The organism is Candidatus Dormiibacterota bacterium (assembly GCA_035544955.1).
Lineage (GTDB): Bacteria > Chloroflexota > Dormibacteria > CF-121 > CF-121 > CF-13.
In genome coordinates, this window is the sequence record DASZZN010000024.1 from 1 (window position 1) to 17,489 (window position 17,489).

A 17,489-nucleotide genomic window follows, 5' to 3' on the forward strand; every position below is an offset into this window, starting at 1 on the left:
TGACGTAGCCGAGGGCCAGGGTTTCGTTCTGCCGCTTGAGCAGCGGGAACAACACGACGGCACAGCCGATGTTGGTAATGATGAGGAGCAGTTCGAGGAACGCCCCCACGAACACGCGGGTGTCGGCGCCCGCACCGTTGATGTAGTTGGGATCGCTCAGGACAGGTCCGTAGGCGAGGGCCCCGGCAATCGAGGTGACGAACGTGAGGATGAACAGCACGCCAACGACGAGCGCGGTCTTCCGGGTTGAATCCATCGTGAACTCCTTTCTCAGATGTGGTCAGCGGTTGGCGACGATTAATTTGCAGACGGTGTTTTGGTTGGCAAAGAAGTCCGACTTCCAATGGGCCTGCTCCCGGGAACCGAGGCTAACCATCTGACGGGCACTAGTATTCGGCGAGATCGTCGTTCTGGGCGTCGTGCGCGAGGTCGGCTTTCAATCCAGGTATCTGAGTGAGCGGCACGAGCTGACCATTGAGCTGGACCTTGAAGTCAGTAGTTTTACTCGATCTCCTTTCACCTCGCCTATTCCGACGTCCCGGGGAGTCCGGTCCTTCTTAAGCTCGATGACGAAGAGCTCGCCAGTTGTATCAATCGCGAGGATGTCGGCTCGCTTGCCGCTCGGTGTCTGAACCTTCCTCCCTGGGCATTCGTTGGTGGCGCGCTGGACTCGATCCATGCTTATAGCCAGCGGGGGACGCGCCGCCGGTATTCGCTGTAGTCGGAGCCGAACCGCTCTTCGAGATACCGTTCCTCGCGCCGGATTACTCCCCAATCAACGATCACAAGTACGGCAGGCAGCAGGATCAATGGCCAGCGAGCGCCGGCGAGTAACGACACGCCCAGATATGTAAGAGTAAATGCGACGTACGCTGGGTTGCGGGTGTATCGAAAGGGTCCCGTCTGGACGAGGGCCGAGGTAGCCTCCCTCGGGTCCACCGGGGTGCCGGCTCGCCGCATCGCCAGCAGGAACCAGATCGCAAGCGCGATGCCCGCAGCCAGAAATGGCAGCCCAGCAGGGCGCAGGGCACCGGGCAGACGGGGGAGTGGGAGCAGGATGTCGAGAACAAATCCGGCTAGCCAGGGCCCGGCGTAAAGCAGCGGCGGCGGTGCGATGATGCCTGGTCCGCGATCCTCGGTCCGGGTGCCCTCGGTCATTGACCTAGTATCGCCCCCAGCTCTATCTGGCGAGCGTGGGGAATAAACGTCTGCCAGTCCACCGGACCGAGACATCCCGACCTCTCTTTTCTTTGCGCCGTGCTAATCACTCTTTATCGATAAGGTTGACGACAATTTGTCTTTACCGTCGCGACGTGACATGACCCCATACGAGGTGTACTCGCCGTTTCGATCCGAAATTTGCAGAATGTCACCCTTGTCGGGGAAGTCCATCGCGGGATGAAACCAAAGGGTCATTTGCTTAGGCTTGTATCCCGGTCGCAGAAGCCCCAGCGCAGCCTCGGCCGGGGTTCGGTGCTTCGTTCCTTGGTCCCTACGCGGGCGAAGCTATCGATGAAAAGGGGTGGTGAGATCATCCTGCGGCAGACTCTGGAGGTCGTGGGCGCCTCATAGGCCCGGACGGCGAAGCCGCTCAGCGACTCTCCTGTCGTCTCCGATGATCGGTGGAGGTCCACTTCTCCTGGCGGAGTCTTTCGAATCCGTCGAGGAGCAGGTCCAGCGCGAACTCGAACTCGAACTGGTCGTCACAACCTGGGCCAACGACTGACTCTCGCTCGTGGGAGGCCGCGCCGGCTAGCTCCACAACATAGGGGTACCGCTGCGCCATTTCCCGCATCATGACCGCCAGCTGTTCGGGCTCGAGACTTCGACTTCGTGAGTCGTCGAACAGCTCCTGGGTGAACCCCATCAGGCGGCTGCCGAGCACATGCATCAGGTGATGGGTGAGGTTGACCGAGAAGCCACCGGCCCGGAATATCCCAGTCATCGTATCGATGTACTCCAGCACAACCGGTGTGGGGTTCGTCCGCGACGCCATGACCCGGGACGCCCAGGGGTGACGTAGAAGCGCTCGTCGTGCAGAGAGGATTCTCTTTCGGACGGCACCCTTCCAATCTGCTCCGGAGTCTGGTGGATCGATCTCGGCGACAACCACATCGAGCATTCCGTCCAGCAGCTCTTCCTTGTTTGCCACGTGCTTGTAGAGCGCCATCGGCACGACGCGCAGCTCATCAGCGAGCCTGCGCATACTCAGCGACTCGATCCCGGAGTCGTCGGCAAGGGCGACGGCGGCGCGCAGCACGCGGTCCCTGCTCAGGGGGGCCCGGCGCGGTGCATCGAGCTTCTGAGCCATCGCGTCCACCTTACGTTCTGAGCGCCGTCCCAATTCCCACCAACCCTTGACAAGTGTACGCCGTACGCCTACACTCCGCTATGAGGTGTACGACGTACACCAGAGCAGGGGCCACCGAGCGCCGCAGCTGGTGGAACCGAAGGAGGAGGAATGAAGGCGATCGCACAGTAGGAGTTCGGCTCAGCGGATGTCCTTCGGATCAGCGAGCTTCGCAAACCCGACGTCGGGCCCGTCAACAACACCTTAGTAATTGAAGGAGACAAACAGATGAATTCAGGTAGAAAGAATGCGGTCATTCCAGGGGTTCTCTTCATAGTTGCGACTGCCGCAGCTCTCGCGGCTGCGACGGTTGAACCTGTTCTGAGTGGTACGGATTACCTTACCAAGGTTGCCGCAAACGCAAGCTTGGTAGCTGGCGGAGCGGTTTTTTATCTCATCGCTGCTTTCACCAGTGTCGGGATAGCCATCTCGCTGTATCCGGTGTTAAAGACGTGGAATACCGGTCTGGCCCTTGGATCTGTTGTCTTCAGAACCATGGAGGCGGTCCTGTACATAGCCGCCGTTGTGAGCCTACTGTCCCTGGTGACACTGAGCCAGCACTTCGCCCATGCAGGAGCTGCCGATCTTCCTTCGCTTCAGGCTATGGGCGATTCGTTGCGGAGCATGCGCGAACACGCCTATCTGGCGGCGGTCTTCGCCTTTAGCCTGGGTGCCTTCATGTACTACTACCTATTCTTTCAATCGCGGCTAATTCCCCGATGGCTGTCCGGCTGGGGCATCGCTGGAACCGTCCTGATGCTGGCGGCTTGCTTGATGGCGTTGTTCAGCGATAGTTATGTGACTGGGTACGCGCTCCTGATCCTTCCCATCGCCGTGCAGGAAATCGTTCTGGCGGTTTGGCTGATTGTCAAAGGATTCAATGCACCTGCAATTGCTTCCAGGTCTGCAAACACCGGAAACGAACGAGTTCTTGAGCGCGGCATAGCGTAAATATTAAGGAGCGAGGTTAGGGAGGGCCATCGGCCCTCCCTGAGCCAAACAAGAAGAACCCTAGGAGATAAAGAGCCCATTCTTACAAGGTCATCGCTCGTACCCATAATGAATCTCGCCGAGATCGTCGGATCAGCTCACACGCTTACTCATGCCGGCTCTGCCCGCGCTCTATACGTTTGGCGATCAGGCGGTCCAGCTTGCCGAGATCTCTCCTGCCCCAGATCAGCCCGTAGGCCAGAATGCTAGCGATGATCGTCTGGTACACATCCCAGGTTCCCCTGTGCATGAAGTCGACCACGCCGAAGACAAGCAGCGCGACGAATTCCGCGATGACGAAGCCAAGGACTAGGCGACTGAGGTCGGGCCGCTTCAACCCATAGCGGAGGGCGAAAAAGGCGATGAGCCCGGACCAGAAGATAATCTCGGCGCCGCCCAGGAGTATCCAGCGCAGCGTATTCATCGTGTTACTCGGTGACTTGCCATGTTGTTCGTCTCCTTCACGTCTGACTGCGCACAGTGTGCTGCCTGGTGCCGATGGCGGATAGGGTATGGAATCAGTTTTTGGGCATGACAGCTGTCACGGCTGGGTTGCGCCCTACATCACTTCTCAGAGTGCCGACCTCGGTGTAGGCTCGACCCGATGAAGTGGCCGGCCCGGCTCGGACGGGCGCTGGCGTTCGCTGGCTTGTTCTTGCTCTATCCACCACTGGGGGTCTTCTTCCACGGCACGCCCTCCGGGTTGATGGCCGCGGGAATCGTGGCCGGGCTGGCGGTCTTTGTCGCCGTCTATGCCTGGTTCTGGTTGCGCGGCTACCGATCTCCCAGCGCCGGGCTGGTCACGGCGGTCGTCGGAATTCTGATGGGCCTCGGCGTTCTTATCAACGTGGTTTCCGGCGCCTGGAGCGTCAACCCGTTCATCTTTCCGATCGTGATTGCTGGCTACGCGTACCGACCCCGGCTGGCGGTTGCAGCTGTGCTCGGTCTCACGGCAATCGCAATGGCTGTTATTCAGCCGGCCGTCCTGGCGCTAAGCCCGACCGCGGCCGATGTTGTCGTGCTTGGCCTGATCGCGTCGGCTCAGCTGCTGATCATCGGCTTCGGCGTCCTGGGGGTGAGCCGGCTGGTGGCGACGATCTCGGAACTGCGCGCTGCCCGTGAGCAGATCGCGCGCCTGGCTGTTGACCAGGAGCGGATGCGCTTTGCCCGCGATGTTCATGACCTGATGGGACACAGCCTCTCGGTGATCACACTGAAGGGTGAGTTGGCAAGCCAATTGATCGAAGCCGCACCGGCCCAGGCCCAATCGGAGATCCGCGATATCGTTCGGGTGGCACGCGAGGCACTGCGGGAGGTGCGCGAAGCGGTTTCCGGCTACCGGCAGCCGACGCTGGCAAACGAGATCGCGGGGGCGAGGGCGGCATTGATGGCGGCAGGCATCGATTGCCGTGTCGAGCAGTCGGCGGGCGCGTTGACCCGCGACGCGGAGGCAGTGCTGGCCTGGACCGTGCGGGAGGGCGCTACCAACGTCATCCGCCACAGTAAGGCGAAACGCTGCAGTATCCTGTTGGGCCGCGACGATGAGGAGGTGCGGCTGGACGTAGTCGACGATGGGGCCGGTGGCGCCACGCCTCAGGCCGGCAACGGTTTGCGCGGGTTGGGCGAGCGCATTCGGGGAAACGGCGGGCGCCTGGAGGCGGGCCCGCTGCCTTACCAGGGATTCCGATTGCGGGTCACCCTCCCAGTCGGCGAGAGGACCGCCGCAGGTAGTCAGCGCGAAGCGCAGGACCAAGCGGCCACCAACGTTGACGCATGATCCGGATTCTCATCGCCGAGGACCAGGCCATGGTCCGCGGGGCGCTCAAGGCACTGATCGGCCTGGAGCAGGACATGGCGGTCGTCGCCGAGGTTTCGCGCGGGGACCAGGTGGTAGACGCTGCGATCGCCGCGAATCCCGACGTCGCCTTGCTCGACATCGAAATGCCGGGCGGGGATGGCCTCGCGGCTGCCGCCATGCTGCGTCAACACGTGCCCGCCTGTCGGAGTCTCATCCTGACGACGTTCGGCCGCCCAGGGTTCCTGCGTCGGGCCATGGAAAGCGGTGCCTCGGGTTTTCTGATGAAGGATGCGCCGCCGCACGAGCTGGCCGTCGCCATTCGCCGAACCGCCAAGGGTGAGCGCGTCGTCGACCCTGGGCTGGCGGCCGAGGCGCTGACCGAGGGCCTCAGCCCGTTGTCCGAGCGGGAGCGGGAGGTGCTGGCCGCAACCGATCGAGGAGCGACAATCCCGGATATCGCGCGGACCCTCTTTCTGTCCGAAGGGACCGTCCGGAACCATCTGTCGGCGGCCATTCAGAAGGTCGGCGCCCGTAACCGCGGGGAAGCGGCCCGACTCGCGGGGCAAAAGGGCTGGCTCTAACGCCGCCAACACACGGTCGTCTCACCTTGCACCGTGACGGCGGTAATGCCAGAGACGTGATCGGCGCGACTGGTCAAGCAGTCCAGGTGCCGGTACCTTTGCCAGAGGGGCACCAACCGGTGCACCCACCTCAGAGGAGTAAGAACATGAAGATCATTCGAAACATCAGGCAGAGCAAGCTGCGCAACATCTCGCCGCTGATCGCTCCCGTTGTCCTAATCGTGTTCGGCCTGGCGGTCCAGAACACCGCCATCTGGATCATCGGTGTCGTCCTGATCCCGCCCAGCCTTGGGGCTGCCAACCGGTTGCGGCGCTAGGCCGAAATCACTCGTCTTCGGTGAAGACCGGACAAACAGTGCGCGGATCCGTTGCCGAAAAGGATGCGAGCGGCGGCGCGCTCGGCCAGCTGCCAGCTGGTCAGGCTGTGGCCGAGGCGGCCCCTACTGGATCACCTTGTCAAGGCAGGATACTGGAGGCGTGGAGGTAATCGCTATCGAAAAGCACAACTACGACGTGGTGGTGGTGGGCGGCGGAGCGGCCGGCTTGAGTGCGGCTCTTGTGTTGGGCCGGGCGCGGCGCCGGGTCGCCGTGGTCGATGCCGGAGCGCCGCGCAACGCTCCCGCTGCCCACATGCAGGGGTTCTTGTCCCGCGACGGGATGTCGCCGGCCGACTTCTTGGCCCTGGGACGGGTCGAGGTGACCGGCTACGGCGTGGAGTTGATCGAGGATCAGGTGGTCGGGATCGACGCCGGGTTCGTGGTTCGCCTCGCCGGTGGCCGGGTGTTGACGGCGCGGCGGATCTTGGTTGCGACCGGTGTCTGCGACGAGCTGCCCGAGATCCCTGGGGTCCGCGAGCGGTGGGGACGGGATCTCTTGCACTGCCCTTATTGCCACGGGTGGGAGGTCCGCGACCAGCCCATCGGTGTTCTCGGCACCCAGCCCGGCTCAGTCCAGCATGCACAACTCGTGCGGCAGTGGTCCGACGACGTGGCCTTCTTTGTCCACACCTATGACCTGACCGCAGCCGAAGACGTCCAGCTGGAGGCACGCGGGGTGCGGATCGTTCGCGGCGAGGTCGCACGGCTGGTAGTCGAGGACGACCGGTTGACCGGTGTCGAGCTGACCGATGGTCGAGTGATCGCGCGGACGGCGGTGTTCATCCGGCCAGGCAACCTGCCTCATGCCGATGGTCTGCTTACCAGCCTGGGCTGCAAGGTCGATGTGGCTGGCTTCGTCACGGTCGATGCCACCGGCCGGACTAGCACCTTCGGTGTCTGGGCGGCCGGCAATGTGGTCGATCCGCGCGCCCAGGTGATCACCTCGGCCGGCGCCGGATCGGCGGCGGCGATCGCCATCAACGCTGACCTCGTTCAAGAGGATGTCGAACGCGCGGCGGAAGATCACCGCGCGGCTGGTGGCGCGTCCTCTCCGTAAGCAGCTGGCGACGCTTCGTCCGTCGCACCTCGCAGCCGATGCTCGACGCGGACGGGCCGTTAAGCCGGCCCACTGTTTGTGGAATAGCGGCGGCGCTCCAACCACGTCCGGACATCGACTCCCAATACGAGCGGCGCCTGATTTCCAGTTGGATCTGATGCCTCCGGCCTGGGACGCGCATCTAGTCGCGCGATCATCCAGATGATCGCGCGACTGGACGAACTCTTGATCAGTTCTTAACCGTGGGCGAAGGCCCGCGCTTAGCCTCGACCTAACGGCGTGGTATCCCTAGCTTGCGGCTGACTGCCGAGCGCCCGCGCTTAGGCCAGTCCCGACCAGTCGCTTGGCCGGCCGGTCAGACGCTCCCGTCAGGCGGTGACGTCGCGCACGCGCACCGCGACGAGCGTGATCGCAATACAGATCGCGCCATAGATCGCGAGCGCCTCGATCGATTGACCTACGCTCGGCTCATATGCCCGGGCCGTGGCCAGTGCCGTGCCCGGGATGAGCTGTGGCCCGACCACCCGTGTGATCACGCTGTTCGCGTAAACGATCGGGAAGTACCCGGCTATGTCGCGCCAGTGCCCCCCTAATCCGAACAGGATGCTCCGGAGAATGTACTGGGCCAGTGTCGCACCCAACCCGACTCCCACGCCGACAGCCGCTGACCGGGCCAGCGTCGCGGCTGCGTAGGACACCACCAGGTAGAAGGCGGACACAAACCAGGCAGTCACGAAACCCGCGAGCAGGGTACTGAGGAAAGTCGCGCTCCATACCCCTGCGGTCAGTAGTGCGCTGCCGCTGAACACGGCGACGAGTACGCCGGCGATTGATCCGGCGACCAGGACCGCAAGGATTCCCAGGGCAACGGCGGCCAGCAGGACCGCTTGCGCACTAAGGGCCTGTTCGAGTCGGTTGGGGCTGCGGCTCAATACCGACCGGATCGTGCCCCAGCCGTACTCGTTGCCGGCCCAGCTCGCGCCCAGCAGCGGCCAGAAGAACGGCGCGAATATCGAGCTGAACGAGAGTGCGGCCAGCCAGCCGCGCGGCAGCAACAAATCTCCCCGCTCAACGACATTCGCGCCGAGGACGCACGAGGCTCCAAGCGTAAGCGCACTGATCAGCGCCACAACGGCGCGCGGCATCCACCATTTCTCGAGCTTCAGCCATTCGAACGAGATCAGCGCCGTCATCAGTTGTCTCTCACGATGTCGAGAAAGTAGTGCTCCAGGCTGAGTTCGCGCGGCCTTACTCCGGATACGTACAGGCCGTTCTCCGCCAGGATTCTGGTGATCTCGGTTGCCCTGCCCTCCGGCGCCCCGACCACCAGGCAGTCGTCCTCGCGCACGAGCGAGGAGATCCACGGGACAACCCGCAGGATCTGCTCCGCATCCGCGATCCGGTCGATGCGCACCTCGAGCATGTCATCGTTTCCAAGCAGGTCCGCCACCCGGCCCTCGACAACGATCCGTCCTCGCGTCATGATTGCGATCCGGTCGCAGATCTGCTCCACCTCGTGGAGGACATGGCTTGAGATGAGCACTGTGTGGCCCGCTTCCTTGAGGCGCCGCATCAGGTCGCGCATCGCCACGATGCCCGCCGGGTCGAGACCGTTGGCGGGCTCGTCCAAGATAAGCAGGTCCGGCCGGTGGAGCAGCGCGGCGCCGACGGCAAGGCGTTGCTTCATGCCAAGCGAATTAGGTGCGGAACCGCTTGCTCGCCGCGCTCGCCAGGTCGACGAGTTCGAGGATTTCGGAGACCCTCCCGTACGGCGTTCGGGTCAGGCGAGCCATGGCGCGGAGGTTGTCGCGCCCCGACAGGTAGGGGTAGAAGGTCGGCGTCTCGATAATGGCGCCCGTCCGCCTGAGGACGGCCGGAAGGTCGCTGGCGATGTTCAGCCCCAGGATCCTCGCGTTCCCGGATGTCGGGCGCACCAGGCCGAGGAGCATGCGCATGGTGGTTGTCTTTCCGGCGCCGTTGGGGCCGAGGAAGCCGAAGATCTCGCCGCGTTCTACCGTGAGGTTCAGGTGGTCGACCGCGACCTGGTGCCCATACCACTTGGTTAGGTCCAGGATCTCGATGCCTGGCGCGCCGCCTCCGACGGTCGGCATCAGGCGCGGCCACTGACGGCACGCAGCCGGCCCCAGCCCTCGGCGAGGAGGCCGCCGACGAGTCCGACCGTCGCGGCGACGACCGGAGCGATGAGCAGGTGCGAGGCCGCGGCGTTGAACTGGTTGGCGATCGCGAAGGCCGTAACATCCCCCCAGCGGCTCCGCAGGTAATCGGGGTCGGCGGCCATGTTCTGCTCCAGGCGCGGGAGCGACGTGAACGCCAGGGCGAAGCCGAAGGTGACCGTGATCACGACACAGGCCATCGCTCCCCATACTGCCGCGAGGATGCCGAGGGGCAACGAGCGTGTCCGGTGCGCGATATAGGTGCCCGCCGCCCCCCAGACCGCGAAGGCGCCCAGCAGGAGCGGAGCGGACGCCAGGAGGCTGGCACTTCCGGACAGGTCGGCAAAGGTTTCGACTGAGAGGTTCAGAATCCACATCGAACCCGTTACCAATCCAGCTAGGGTGCCGTAACTAAGGGCCGTCGTGCGACCAGGGTTTGATTCCGTGGTGACCGCAACTACGACGCCGGCGTACCCCAGCAACATCGCGACAGGCTCGACGACATAGATCAAACTGTCGGGCTCGTTGAGGACCGGCGTGTAGAGCAGAACTCGGCCGCCGATCAGGCCGAGGTCAAGCAGGATTCCAGCCAGCAGTGCCCGGCGCAGCATGGGCGCGAGGGACTCCTGCCACTTCGCCGAGCTCGCAAGTTCGCCCACCTTTTCTGTTGGGTCATTCCGTGTTGCCCTAGTGGCACTCACGAGAATGCCGAGCGCAGCGGTGCCGAGCGCAGGAGGGCGCGCACCGCGGTGGCGCTCGCGCCCGCCATCAGCCCCACGATTAGGACCAACCACAGCACGGTCGCATGCCCGGACTGGAGCGTCACCGCGTCGAACAGACCCGGGGCACGGAAGTGCGCCACCACACCCCAAGCGACGGTTGCCACGGTCATGACCACAAGCGACGCCGCTGCCCCCACACTCGGGACGAAGGCGAAGCGCACGCGTCGCTCGTCCAGAGCATCGCGGCCGAGGGCGCGCACGATGGCCGCGGTGCCGGCAACCACGCACGCCAGGATCCACACGGTGTAGGCCGTCCCGAGCAGGGTTCCCGCCGTGAAGATAGCCGTCGTCGAGACGGCGCCGCCTCTTCCTCGGGCCGCCGCTTGCTGGCGTCGTGATGCTGGTGCCGCCCGTGGTAACGCTAGTCGCGCATGTCATTTCCAATGGCGCCGGTGAGGCGCCCGGGTCCACGCCGTGACCGCCAGCGGCGCACCGCCAACTAGCAGGAATAATGCCGCTCCGATGGCGCCGGCCGCGAGCGCATCGGCCGCCGCGCTGAGCGGGTTGCCCAGATCCAACTCAAGCAGGGGCCCCGTATGGCCTGCGGCCATGTTGAATGCGTAGGGGCCGTCATCGACCAGCGTGCCGAAGTGCATGAGTGCGACCACGCATGCCGCATACGCGCACAGCACGGTCAGGATGGCGGTCTGGATGGTGGCGATCGGACTCCTTGGCCGCCCGGTCCTCTCGTCGAGATGGCGGTGTGCGTCCAGCGCCCCGGCGGCGACATCGACGAGCGCAGCCAGTGTCGGCCTCTGCTGCTCGAGCAGGGCTCTGAACTCCTCCTCGTACAGCGCCCGCCACGCGCGTGGATACAGGCGAAGCATCCAGAGCACGATCAGCCCGCCCCGAGCCGCGACAGGGCCATCGATGCGAATTCGCTCAGCGAGGTGAGCTGGTCGCGCAGCGTCGCGGCACCCGTTGCCGTCAAGCGGTACGGCTTTCGCCGGTCCTGCGACGCCACCGGCTTGATGAGGCCCTGATGCTCCAGCCGGTTGAGCGCCGCGTATAGCGTTCCCGCACGCATAGACGTCCCGGTCATAGCCCGGATGTCCTCCATGATCCCGTAGCCGTGCTTCGGGCCAGGGGCCAGACTGACAAGGATCAACATCGCTGGCTCCGAGTAGCGTCCCCACGTCGATAGCTCAACGGTCATGCACGTCAACCCTCATTATAACGGTGATCGGTATACCGCACCACGGCATAATATCCCCCGGCCATAAGGCCGTCAAGTAGTTCGGGTCATGCAGCGACGCGTCGCGGCCGCGCTCGGCCGCGGGCGACAAACGGAGCAAGATTGCCCCAAGAACCCTGATCGCCCTGCACAAGGAGGAACTCAGGAAGGCACAGCAGCAACATCATCCGGACCGGCGCCTGGTCGGAGGCAGCCTGGAGATACTGGACGGCGCTTCGTTGGCGACGACTTTATGGATCCCGGGCCTGACCAACGCCACGATAGACGGCCCGACGGGAGCGAGATTGTGGAGGAGGTTGACCTACTCCAACGAATGCAGTCAGTTTCGCTGCACGCAACTCGACGTCGGCCTTTCAGTAAAGAGTTCGCGCGGTGCCATGGCCGGGTACGTGCTTTTGTTCAAGAGTTCGTCCAGGCGTTTCGATCATCTGCCCTCATCCAGATGATCGCGCGACTGGACGAAGTCTTGACCAATTCTTAACGCGACTAAGAGGAACGGGGCGGTTTTGAACCGCGCGAGCGGTTCAAATAGTGTCCGGTGGCTTACGCTTGGGTCAGTCCCTCTTCACCTCGTCACGAGTTGACTTTGGCGCTGCCTGGCGGCGCGGCCAGAATCGTCGGAGCGTACTCGAGTAGTTGGATGCGACCGTCGAACGTCCGGCTCTTGATCATGTCGAGAGCGACGTCGGGATAGCCGTCGTAGATCCGTTCCCGGCCGGTACTTCCGGTGATGACGGGAAAGACAACCACGCGGAAGCGATCCACGAGGCTGGCCTTCAGCAGAGAGCGACACAGGGTGAGGCTGCCTATGGTGCGCATCGACTTGGAGCCCCTGGCCTTCATTTCCCGCACGGCCTCAATGGGGTCTCTAGCCACGAGCTGCGTGTTGGCCCAAGCAAGCGGTTCCCTCAAGGTGGTCGAGAAGACGACCTTCGACATGCCCGCCAGGGCCCCGGTCCCTGGCTCGCCCGCTGCGGCAAATCCCGACATGACGCGGTAAGTGGTTGCGCCCATGAGGACCGTGTAGTCCGCTTCGGGCTGCTCTCCCAACCATGCGAGGTACTCGGGGCCTTCCAACCCCCAAAAGCCGGGCCAGCCCTCGGCAGCCGCGTAGCCATCAAGCGAGGTGATGAAGTCGACGAGAACTTCTGGCACTTTGGTCTCCTTGGAACTCAGATGACATGTGTCCGTGATGAGGTCCGATCATGAGTTGTCACGTGGGACGCGATATGGCCGCGGAGTTTGGTGATGTGTTCTGGGCCAGTGGCGGCTCAGCGAACGACGCGATAGCGGATGTGCGTGGCTTCCGGAGTGGGGATCACTCGGACGATCTCCAATTGGACACGTGACGGCAACACATCGAACTGCCGGATGCCACCTCCGTACAGCACCGGGATCTGATGAATCTGCAACTCGTCAAGCACACCGGCCTCGAGCGCCTTCTGCGCCGTGTACGCGCCGTGCACCAGCACGTTCCTGTCTCCGGCGGCAGCCTTCGCCTGGGCCATTGCGCTCTCGATGCCGTCGGTCACGTAGGTCACCAGAGGATATTTGGCGACTGAAGGATCCGGCGGCCGGTGGCTGACCACGAAGATCCGAACGCCACCGTGGTGATTGCCGCCCCAGTGGTCGACCTGTTCCGCGAGACGCCGCCCCACCAGCACGGCACCGGTCGCGTTTCCCTCGTCGACCAGCTCCCCGGCGGGCCCGTCCGGGCGGATCAATCCACCGTCCGGGGCCGTAAACCAATCGTGCAGACGGAAATTGTCGCCACCTGGGTTGTTTGGTCCGTCGTTCGGACCAGCGATGTACCCGTCGAGGGACATCGACATGTACAGAACCGCTAGTGACATCGAGACTCACCCCTTTTCCTTGACGATCTCACGTCGGCTGGCATTGAGTCGCGAGGCGGTCACTGGGCCACCAGCCTTCGGACGGGAGCCGATCTTCCATGGTGCTGCCGACTTCGACCTCGAGCTGATCGAGAGCCGGACGCTCAACGGCAACATCCAAGAGCTAATCTACCGGCCGACCCTGCATGTCTGAGTCCGTCCATGCACCCGCACCCCGTCAAGCAGCCGAACCTGACCCGGAAACCATCGATCGTCTGCGCGACGGGCACGCCGCGGGCCACGCGCCCCGTCCCACAACGGATCACCCCGCCGCGTTTCGGGCTCAGTATCCGGCCAACGCAGCAACGACCGGGGCGAGCGTGTCGGCAGAGCCGGCGCCGAAGACGAAGTAGGAGTAGCCGATCTCCTCCCGTCGCCGCTGGATTTCCTCGGTTGCCGCGTCTGGGTCAGCGGGGAGTATGGCCAGTGAGTCTATGGCGCGCAGTGCGACCGGGTCGGTGTCGGGCGGGGCCATGAACGGCGCGACCGCGTCGCCGACAACCGGCACGTGGAGGGCGAGCTCGACGTCCCGGAGAGCGCGGAAGTTATGGGCGAGCTGGGCGATCTCGACGCCAGGGTCATCCGGCATCGCGACGAAGGTAACCGTGTCCGCCACCTCGGCAGCAAGTGCTTGACCCTTCGGTCCGCGCACTGCCATCACCACCGGTGTATGCAGGTCGGGGCCGTCGAGCTGTCGTAGCGCCGCGACGGTGTCACGTACCTGGGCGAGCCGCTCGCCTTGTGGGACGACGGGCAGGCCGAGTTCGCGGAGCTGGTCCTCGATCCCTGGCCGTCCGGTGCCGATGCCCATCTCGAAGCGACCCTCGGTGAGCACCGAGAGCGAGTGCGCTTCCCACGCAGTGGTCCAAGCAGGGCGTACGGTCGAGGCGTACACCCAGGTGCCGACCCGTATTTCGGCGAGCTCCGCTGCGAGGGCCAGCGTCGGGCCTGGCGCCGGTTGCCATCCGGGGACGTCGGGCATCAGCAGCGTCGAGTAGCCGCTGTCTGCGATGCGACGAACCCGATCTCGCCAGGCCCGCAGGTCAGTTGTGAGCGGGCAAACGACCCCGAATCGGAACGGCCTGGTCACGGACTTGGACACTTCTCCTCAGATTGCGAAGCGGCGCGCTCATCGCGGACTCGGCGAAGCACAACGCATCGCCCAGTCGTTTCTAAAGTATGAGACCGCCGGGCGGCGCGAAATTCATCGCCGACGAGCGCCTGGAGGAAGTCGAGGGCGCGTCGTAGCGGGGCGGCTTGCTGGTCGTCTCCTTTCGTACTACAGGGACGCTTCCAGAGACCATCTAACCAGCCCCGAGCGACGCGACGGAGACCGCGCTGTTAGGGGTACTGGCAGTGCCTCCCTGCAGCGGCCCAGCGGTCTTTCCTCTCGAGCGATAAACGCGCGGCCGCGGCGGACAGCTTCGCCGCCCCTGCGGCTGCGATAAGCTAGCTCGGACCGTAAGCAAGCGTCACTGGAAGGCTGGCTTCGGCCGGGCGCCCTCAAGGAGATCATTTGATGCAAGCAATTGCCGAAACGGGGCCACGCCGCCTGGCAAGAATGGCCGGCGGCCTGTACCTAGTCAACATCGTCCTGGGCGCGTTCGCGATCACCATCGCGCCTGCATTGGTAGGGGTAAGTAGCGACGTGGTAGCCACGGCCCACAACATCCAGGCGCACGAGCTGCTCTACCGGCTCGGCCTCGCAGGTCACGTGGTGGTCACGGTGACTAACGTCCCGCTAGCACTCATCTTTTACGAACTGTTCAAGGTGGTGAACCGAAGACTGGCCCTGCTGGACGCGCTCTTCATCCTCGTCGCGACCTCCATCGAAGCCGCTGGCCTCCTGAACCAGTTCGCACCGCTGGTCCTTCTGGGCAATGGGGCCTTCTCGAGTGCGGTTCCAGCTGCGCAGCTGCAAGCGATGGCCTACTTGCCCAACGCGCTATCGGGGATCGACTACAGCATCCACACGGTGTTCTTTGGCTGCGACATCATCATCTTTGCGTACCTGGTCCTCAGGTCACGGTTCATTCCGAGGGCCATCGGCGTTCTGCTCGCGATTGATGGCGCGGCCTATCTGATCTATAGCTTCGTGGACTTCTTGGCACCTGGAGTCGCAGCATCGCTGGTCCCGTGGATCCAGCTGCCAGCCCTCTTTGGTGAAGGATCGCTCTGCCTATGGCTCCTCATCGTCGGTCTGGACGTCGAGCGATGGAGGCGGTGGGCGACCACGGCAGTCCAGATGCCGTCTGCGCAAGTGGAGGTGCGGACATGAGAGCTGCCTCCGCAAAGCCCGATCGTGCTCACGGAGCAACTGAGGGGAGGAAGGAGGGGATCGCCAAGGACTCCGCATCGGACGACAAGTCCTCACACCCCAAAACCGCTCACACAGTGCGCAGTATCTGGATGGTCCGAAGTTTCTTGTTCGTGCAGATTGCGATCTTCCTAATCCTGGTGTTGATCCACTTCGGTCTACTGATAGGCGGCTACCGCCATCAGTCTGCGGGAGCAACCGAGTCTCTGATCGTCGCCGTTCTGGCGCTTGGGCTTTGGGCGACGTGGACACCGGCGCCGTGGAACCAGCGCGCTGCGACCGCGGCACAGTGCTTCGGAACCGTGGGCGTCCTCGTAGGGCTGTTGACGATCGGCCTTGGCATCGGGCCGCGGACCATCCTCGACCTTAGTCTCGACTTGGTCTTACTTCTGGTGCTCATCGCTGGCCTGGCTTATCCCCTGGTTGCCGTGCGGATCCCATCTCAAGCTCGCGACGGCGAACGATAACCGATAGGGGCTTGCCTGATTTCGAACGCAGCTTCAGCGGATCGCGTTGACGCGGAAAGAGAACGCCGGTCGGGCTACCTTATAGAAGCATGCCGACCGGCCCAGTTTTTGAAGACCGGCCGTTGCTTTCAGCCTGAGTCACCAATTGCGCCGAGCCCTCGTGGAGCCACTCGGGACGCGCCACCGGGCAAAGATCCGTAGCCCGGTAGATCCAGATGATCGCGCGACTGGACGAAGTCTTCTTCGGTCCTTAACTCAGGCCCAAGCCAACCTGCCAACCCCCGTTCCCGACCTGCGAAAATGCTTATCCACGGAGCCGGATTGACGGAGGGAGCGGAGCGATGGGCATCAAGACGAATGGGCGAGCTGGGCGCGCAGCAGCGGCTGGAGCGGCGACTGGCTTCAGCCTCCTGGCGGCCTTCCAAGTGGCACTGGCGCTTGGCGCCCCCTTGGGTCACGCTGCCTGGGGCGGGACTCAGGAACAACTGCCTTCGGGGCTCCGGATCGCGAGCGCATTCGCCGCCGTCGTGTTTGTCGTGGCTGCACTCATGGTTCTCAGCCGCGCCGGTTACCGGATATCTCCCTTCCCGCTGAGCGTGGCGCAGTGGGGGATCTGGGTGCTCGTGGCTGTGCTCACGCTCAGCGCGCTCGGGAACTTCGCCTCGTCGAGTAACTGGGAGCGCTTCTTATTGGGTCCGATCGCCCTCGTCGAGGCGCTGCTGTGCCTCATCGTCGCACGCAGCGGCTGATACCCGAGCAAGCGCAAGTAGCCCAACAAAGACGCTCTGTTGCGTTTCGTCCTACGAAGTTGACGGCATAACTGACGGGCTACCCGGAGGTCACGGTGTCAGTGGCGTCCCACTACGCACTGAAGCGACGACATCAAGAATCGCTTGACTGGCCTGCGCAGCGCCGACCCTATCGTCGATGACACCCGGGTGATCGGTATCAGGTGTGATCGGTGACGAACTGAAGCCCTTGACAGTGAGCCACAGGCCCAGGAACGCCTCCCAGACGATCTCCGGGACGGTCGCGAGGTTCTGCAATAGGGAGCCCTTTGGGATCACGCCCAACAGCACGGCGATCCCTGAAGCGGCGAGCAGAGGGCCTCCGATCACGCCGAAGAGCGCCATGCGACGTGACACCAGGCCGGACCGATACATGAGCCAGCCCAGGATCAGCCCGGTCCCGATGCCGTCGACGAAGCCGGGACCGAGCAGGTACGCCCAGTTGTGGAGGGCGACCAGCGACTTGCCTACCACGAGCAGCGAGCCCGCATCCGCGGCCGCAGCTCCCTGCCGTAACGTCACGATCGTCAGGAGGCTGAGCAGGCCGATTCCGATGAAGGCGCACTCCACGAGGCGAGCGGTGACGTAGCCGAGGGCCAGGGTTTCGTTCTGCCGCTTGAGCAGCGGGAACAACACGACGGCACAGCCGATGTTGGTAATGATGAGGAGCAGTTCGAGGAACGCCCCCACGAACACGCGGGTGTCGGCGCCCGCACCGTTG

Annotated in this window: 23 protein-coding genes and 1 pseudogene; 9 read left to right on the plus strand and 15 right to left on the minus strand. The window is 63.8% G+C overall.

Annotated features, from left to right (window positions below):
- The 3 genes from VHK65_08630 to VHK65_08640 form a co-directional block, all read right to left on the minus strand.
- A partial coding sequence (locus VHK65_08630; GenBank protein ID HVS06218.1) for a DUF4386 family protein occupies positions 1-256 on the minus strand: 256 nt, incomplete at its 3' end.
- A gap of 425 nt (positions 257-681) precedes the next feature.
- The gene (locus VHK65_08635; protein HVS06219.1) at positions 682-1,158 is read right to left on the minus strand and encodes an isoprenylcysteine carboxylmethyltransferase family protein; all 477 of its coding nucleotides are present in this window, start codon (positions 1,156-1,158) and stop codon (positions 682-684) included.
- A gap of 433 nt (positions 1,159-1,591) precedes the next feature.
- Positions 1,592-2,311: a TetR/AcrR family transcriptional regulator C-terminal domain-containing protein gene (locus VHK65_08640; GenBank protein ID HVS06220.1), complete on the minus strand. Its 720-nt coding sequence runs from the start codon at positions 2,309-2,311 to the stop codon at positions 1,592-1,594.
- Positions 2,312-2,578: 267 nt separating this feature from the next.
- Here VHK65_08640 and VHK65_08645 point away from each other — a divergent pair, with 267 nt between their 5' ends.
- Positions 2,579-3,301 carry a DUF4386 domain-containing protein gene (locus VHK65_08645; protein HVS06221.1) on the plus strand — a complete coding sequence of 241 codons (723 nt, stop codon included), beginning with the start codon at positions 2,579-2,581 and terminating at the stop codon, positions 3,299-3,301.
- A 145-nt stretch (positions 3,302-3,446) separates the two neighbouring features.
- On the opposite strand, the gene VHK65_08650 is transcribed toward VHK65_08645, so the two are convergent.
- Positions 3,447-3,764: a hypothetical protein gene (locus tag VHK65_08650; protein ID HVS06222.1), complete on the minus strand. Its 318-nt coding sequence runs from the start codon at positions 3,762-3,764 to the stop codon at positions 3,447-3,449.
- Between the two features lie 180 nt (positions 3,765-3,944).
- Here VHK65_08650 and VHK65_08655 point away from each other — a divergent pair, with 180 nt between their 5' ends.
- The 4 genes from VHK65_08655 (at position 3,945) to VHK65_08670 (ending at position 7,153) form a co-directional block, all read left to right on the plus strand.
- On the plus strand, positions 3,945-5,117 hold the full coding sequence (locus VHK65_08655) for a sensor histidine kinase (GenBank protein HVS06223.1): 1,173 nt from the start codon (positions 3,945-3,947) through the stop codon (positions 5,115-5,117).
- Entirely contained in the window at positions 5,114-5,719 is a 606-nt protein-coding gene (locus VHK65_08660; protein ID HVS06224.1) for a response regulator transcription factor, read from the plus strand. The genes VHK65_08655 and VHK65_08660 overlap by 4 nt, the downstream gene beginning before the upstream one ends.
- Before the next feature lie 146 nt (positions 5,720-5,865).
- Complete coding sequence (locus VHK65_08665) at positions 5,866-6,036, plus strand: hypothetical protein (GenBank protein ID HVS06225.1); 171 nt, start codon at positions 5,866-5,868, stop codon at positions 6,034-6,036.
- A 160-nt stretch (positions 6,037-6,196) separates the two neighbouring features.
- A complete protein-coding gene (locus tag VHK65_08670) occupies positions 6,197-7,153 on the plus strand; it encodes an NAD(P)/FAD-dependent oxidoreductase (protein ID HVS06226.1) in 957 nt (318 codons plus the stop codon).
- 368 nt (positions 7,154-7,521) lie between these two features.
- On the opposite strand, the gene VHK65_08675 is transcribed toward VHK65_08670, so the two are convergent.
- The 9 genes from VHK65_08675 to VHK65_08715 form a co-directional block, all read right to left on the minus strand.
- Positions 7,522-8,346 carry a hypothetical protein gene (locus VHK65_08675; protein HVS06227.1) on the minus strand — a complete coding sequence of 275 codons (825 nt, stop codon included), beginning with the start codon at positions 8,344-8,346 and terminating at the stop codon, positions 7,522-7,524.
- The gene (locus tag VHK65_08680; protein ID HVS06228.1) at positions 8,346-8,840 is read right to left on the minus strand and encodes an ABC transporter ATP-binding protein; all 495 of its coding nucleotides are present in this window, start codon (positions 8,838-8,840) and stop codon (positions 8,346-8,348) included. Before VHK65_08680 ends, VHK65_08675 begins: the two co-directional genes overlap by 1 nt.
- A gap of 10 nt (positions 8,841-8,850) precedes the next feature.
- A complete protein-coding gene (locus VHK65_08685; GenBank protein ID HVS06229.1) occupies positions 8,851-9,264 on the minus strand; it encodes an ATP-binding cassette domain-containing protein in 414 nt (137 codons plus the stop codon).
- On the minus strand, positions 9,264-9,986 hold the full coding sequence (locus tag VHK65_08690; GenBank protein HVS06230.1) for a hypothetical protein: 723 nt from the start codon (positions 9,984-9,986) through the stop codon (positions 9,264-9,266). Before VHK65_08690 ends, VHK65_08685 begins: the two co-directional genes overlap by 1 nt.
- A gap of 38 nt (positions 9,987-10,024) precedes the next feature.
- Positions 10,025-10,351 (minus strand): hypothetical protein, encoded by a 327-nt coding sequence (locus tag VHK65_08695; protein ID HVS06231.1) that lies wholly within the window; start codon positions 10,349-10,351, stop codon positions 10,025-10,027.
- A gap of 132 nt (positions 10,352-10,483) precedes the next feature.
- The gene (locus VHK65_08700) at positions 10,484-10,945 is read right to left on the minus strand and encodes a hypothetical protein (protein ID HVS06232.1); all 462 of its coding nucleotides are present in this window, start codon (positions 10,943-10,945) and stop codon (positions 10,484-10,486) included.
- A gap of 2 nt (positions 10,946-10,947) precedes the next feature.
- Positions 10,948-11,220, minus strand: coding sequence for a helix-turn-helix transcriptional regulator (locus VHK65_08705; GenBank protein HVS06233.1), 273 nt, complete (start codon positions 11,218-11,220; stop codon positions 10,948-10,950).
- Between the two features lie 657 nt (positions 11,221-11,877).
- A complete protein-coding gene (locus VHK65_08710) occupies positions 11,878-12,459 on the minus strand; it encodes a dihydrofolate reductase family protein (GenBank protein ID HVS06234.1) in 582 nt (193 codons plus the stop codon).
- 116 nt (positions 12,460-12,575) lie between these two features.
- On the minus strand, positions 12,576-13,157 hold the full coding sequence (locus VHK65_08715; protein ID HVS06235.1) for a dihydrofolate reductase family protein: 582 nt from the start codon (positions 13,155-13,157) through the stop codon (positions 12,576-12,578).
- A 79-nt stretch (positions 13,158-13,236) separates the two neighbouring features.
- Here VHK65_08715 and VHK65_08720 point away from each other — a divergent pair.
- Positions 13,237-13,350, plus strand: a pseudogene (locus tag VHK65_08720) (deaminase).
- Between the two features lie 129 nt (positions 13,351-13,479).
- Here the strand turns inward: VHK65_08720 and VHK65_08725 are convergent.
- Positions 13,480-14,286, minus strand: coding sequence for an LLM class flavin-dependent oxidoreductase (locus VHK65_08725; protein ID HVS06236.1), 807 nt, complete (start codon positions 14,284-14,286; stop codon positions 13,480-13,482).
- A gap of 471 nt (positions 14,287-14,757) precedes the next feature.
- Between VHK65_08725 and VHK65_08730 the strand changes: the two genes are divergently transcribed.
- From VHK65_08730 to VHK65_08740, 3 genes are all read left to right on the plus strand, one after another.
- Positions 14,758-15,474: a DUF4386 domain-containing protein gene (locus tag VHK65_08730; protein ID HVS06237.1), complete on the plus strand. Its 717-nt coding sequence runs from the start codon at positions 14,758-14,760 to the stop codon at positions 15,472-15,474.
- Positions 15,471-15,980, plus strand: a complete 510-nt coding sequence (locus VHK65_08735; protein HVS06238.1) for a hypothetical protein — start codon at positions 15,471-15,473, stop codon at positions 15,978-15,980. The genes VHK65_08730 and VHK65_08735 overlap by 4 nt, the downstream gene beginning before the upstream one ends.
- Before the next feature lie 341 nt (positions 15,981-16,321).
- A complete protein-coding gene (locus VHK65_08740) occupies positions 16,322-16,729 on the plus strand; it encodes a hypothetical protein (GenBank protein ID HVS06239.1) in 408 nt (135 codons plus the stop codon).
- A 90-nt stretch (positions 16,730-16,819) separates the two neighbouring features.
- Here the strand turns inward: VHK65_08740 and VHK65_08745 are convergent.
- Positions 16,820-17,489 (minus strand): DUF4386 domain-containing protein (locus VHK65_08745; GenBank protein ID HVS06240.1); only part of this gene is annotated, 670 nt, incomplete at its 5' end.

Coding starts and splice junctions, on each gene's coding strand:
- VHK65_08705 (HVS06233.1), bottom strand. CDS start 11,220: ATGTTGATCCTTGTCAGTCTGGCCCCTGGCCCGAAGCACGGCTACGGG.
- VHK65_08675 (HVS06227.1), bottom strand. CDS start 8,346: ATGACGGCGCTGATCTCGTTCGAATGGCTGAAGCTCGAGAAATGGTGG.
- VHK65_08715 (HVS06235.1), bottom strand. CDS start 13,157: ATGTCACTAGCGGTTCTGTACATGTCGATGTCCCTCGACGGGTACATC.
- VHK65_08735 (HVS06238.1), top strand. CDS start 15,471: ATGAGAGCTGCCTCCGCAAAGCCCGATCGTGCTCACGGAGCAACTGAG.
- VHK65_08730 (HVS06237.1), top strand. CDS start 14,758: ATGGCCGGCGGCCTGTACCTAGTCAACATCGTCCTGGGCGCGTTCGCG.
- VHK65_08665 (HVS06225.1), top strand. CDS start 5,866: ATGAAGATCATTCGAAACATCAGGCAGAGCAAGCTGCGCAACATCTCG.
- VHK65_08645 (HVS06221.1), top strand. CDS start 2,579: ATGAATTCAGGTAGAAAGAATGCGGTCATTCCAGGGGTTCTCTTCATA.
- VHK65_08685 (HVS06229.1), bottom strand. CDS start 9,264: ATGCCGACCGTCGGAGGCGGCGCGCCAGGCATCGAGATCCTGGACCTA.
- VHK65_08680 (HVS06228.1), bottom strand. CDS start 8,840: ATGAAGCAACGCCTTGCCGTCGGCGCCGCGCTGCTCCACCGGCCGGAC.
- VHK65_08740 (HVS06239.1), top strand. CDS start 16,322: ATGGGCATCAAGACGAATGGGCGAGCTGGGCGCGCAGCAGCGGCTGGA.
- VHK65_08660 (HVS06224.1), top strand. CDS start 5,114: ATGATCCGGATTCTCATCGCCGAGGACCAGGCCATGGTCCGCGGGGCG.
- VHK65_08650 (HVS06222.1), bottom strand. CDS start 3,764: ATGAATACGCTGCGCTGGATACTCCTGGGCGGCGCCGAGATTATCTTC.
- VHK65_08640 (HVS06220.1), bottom strand. CDS start 2,311: ATGGCTCAGAAGCTCGATGCACCGCGCCGGGCCCCCCTGAGCAGGGAC.
- VHK65_08635 (HVS06219.1), bottom strand. CDS start 1,158: ATGACCGAGGGCACCCGGACCGAGGATCGCGGACCAGGCATCATCGCA.
- VHK65_08655 (HVS06223.1), top strand. CDS start 3,945: ATGAAGTGGCCGGCCCGGCTCGGACGGGCGCTGGCGTTCGCTGGCTTG.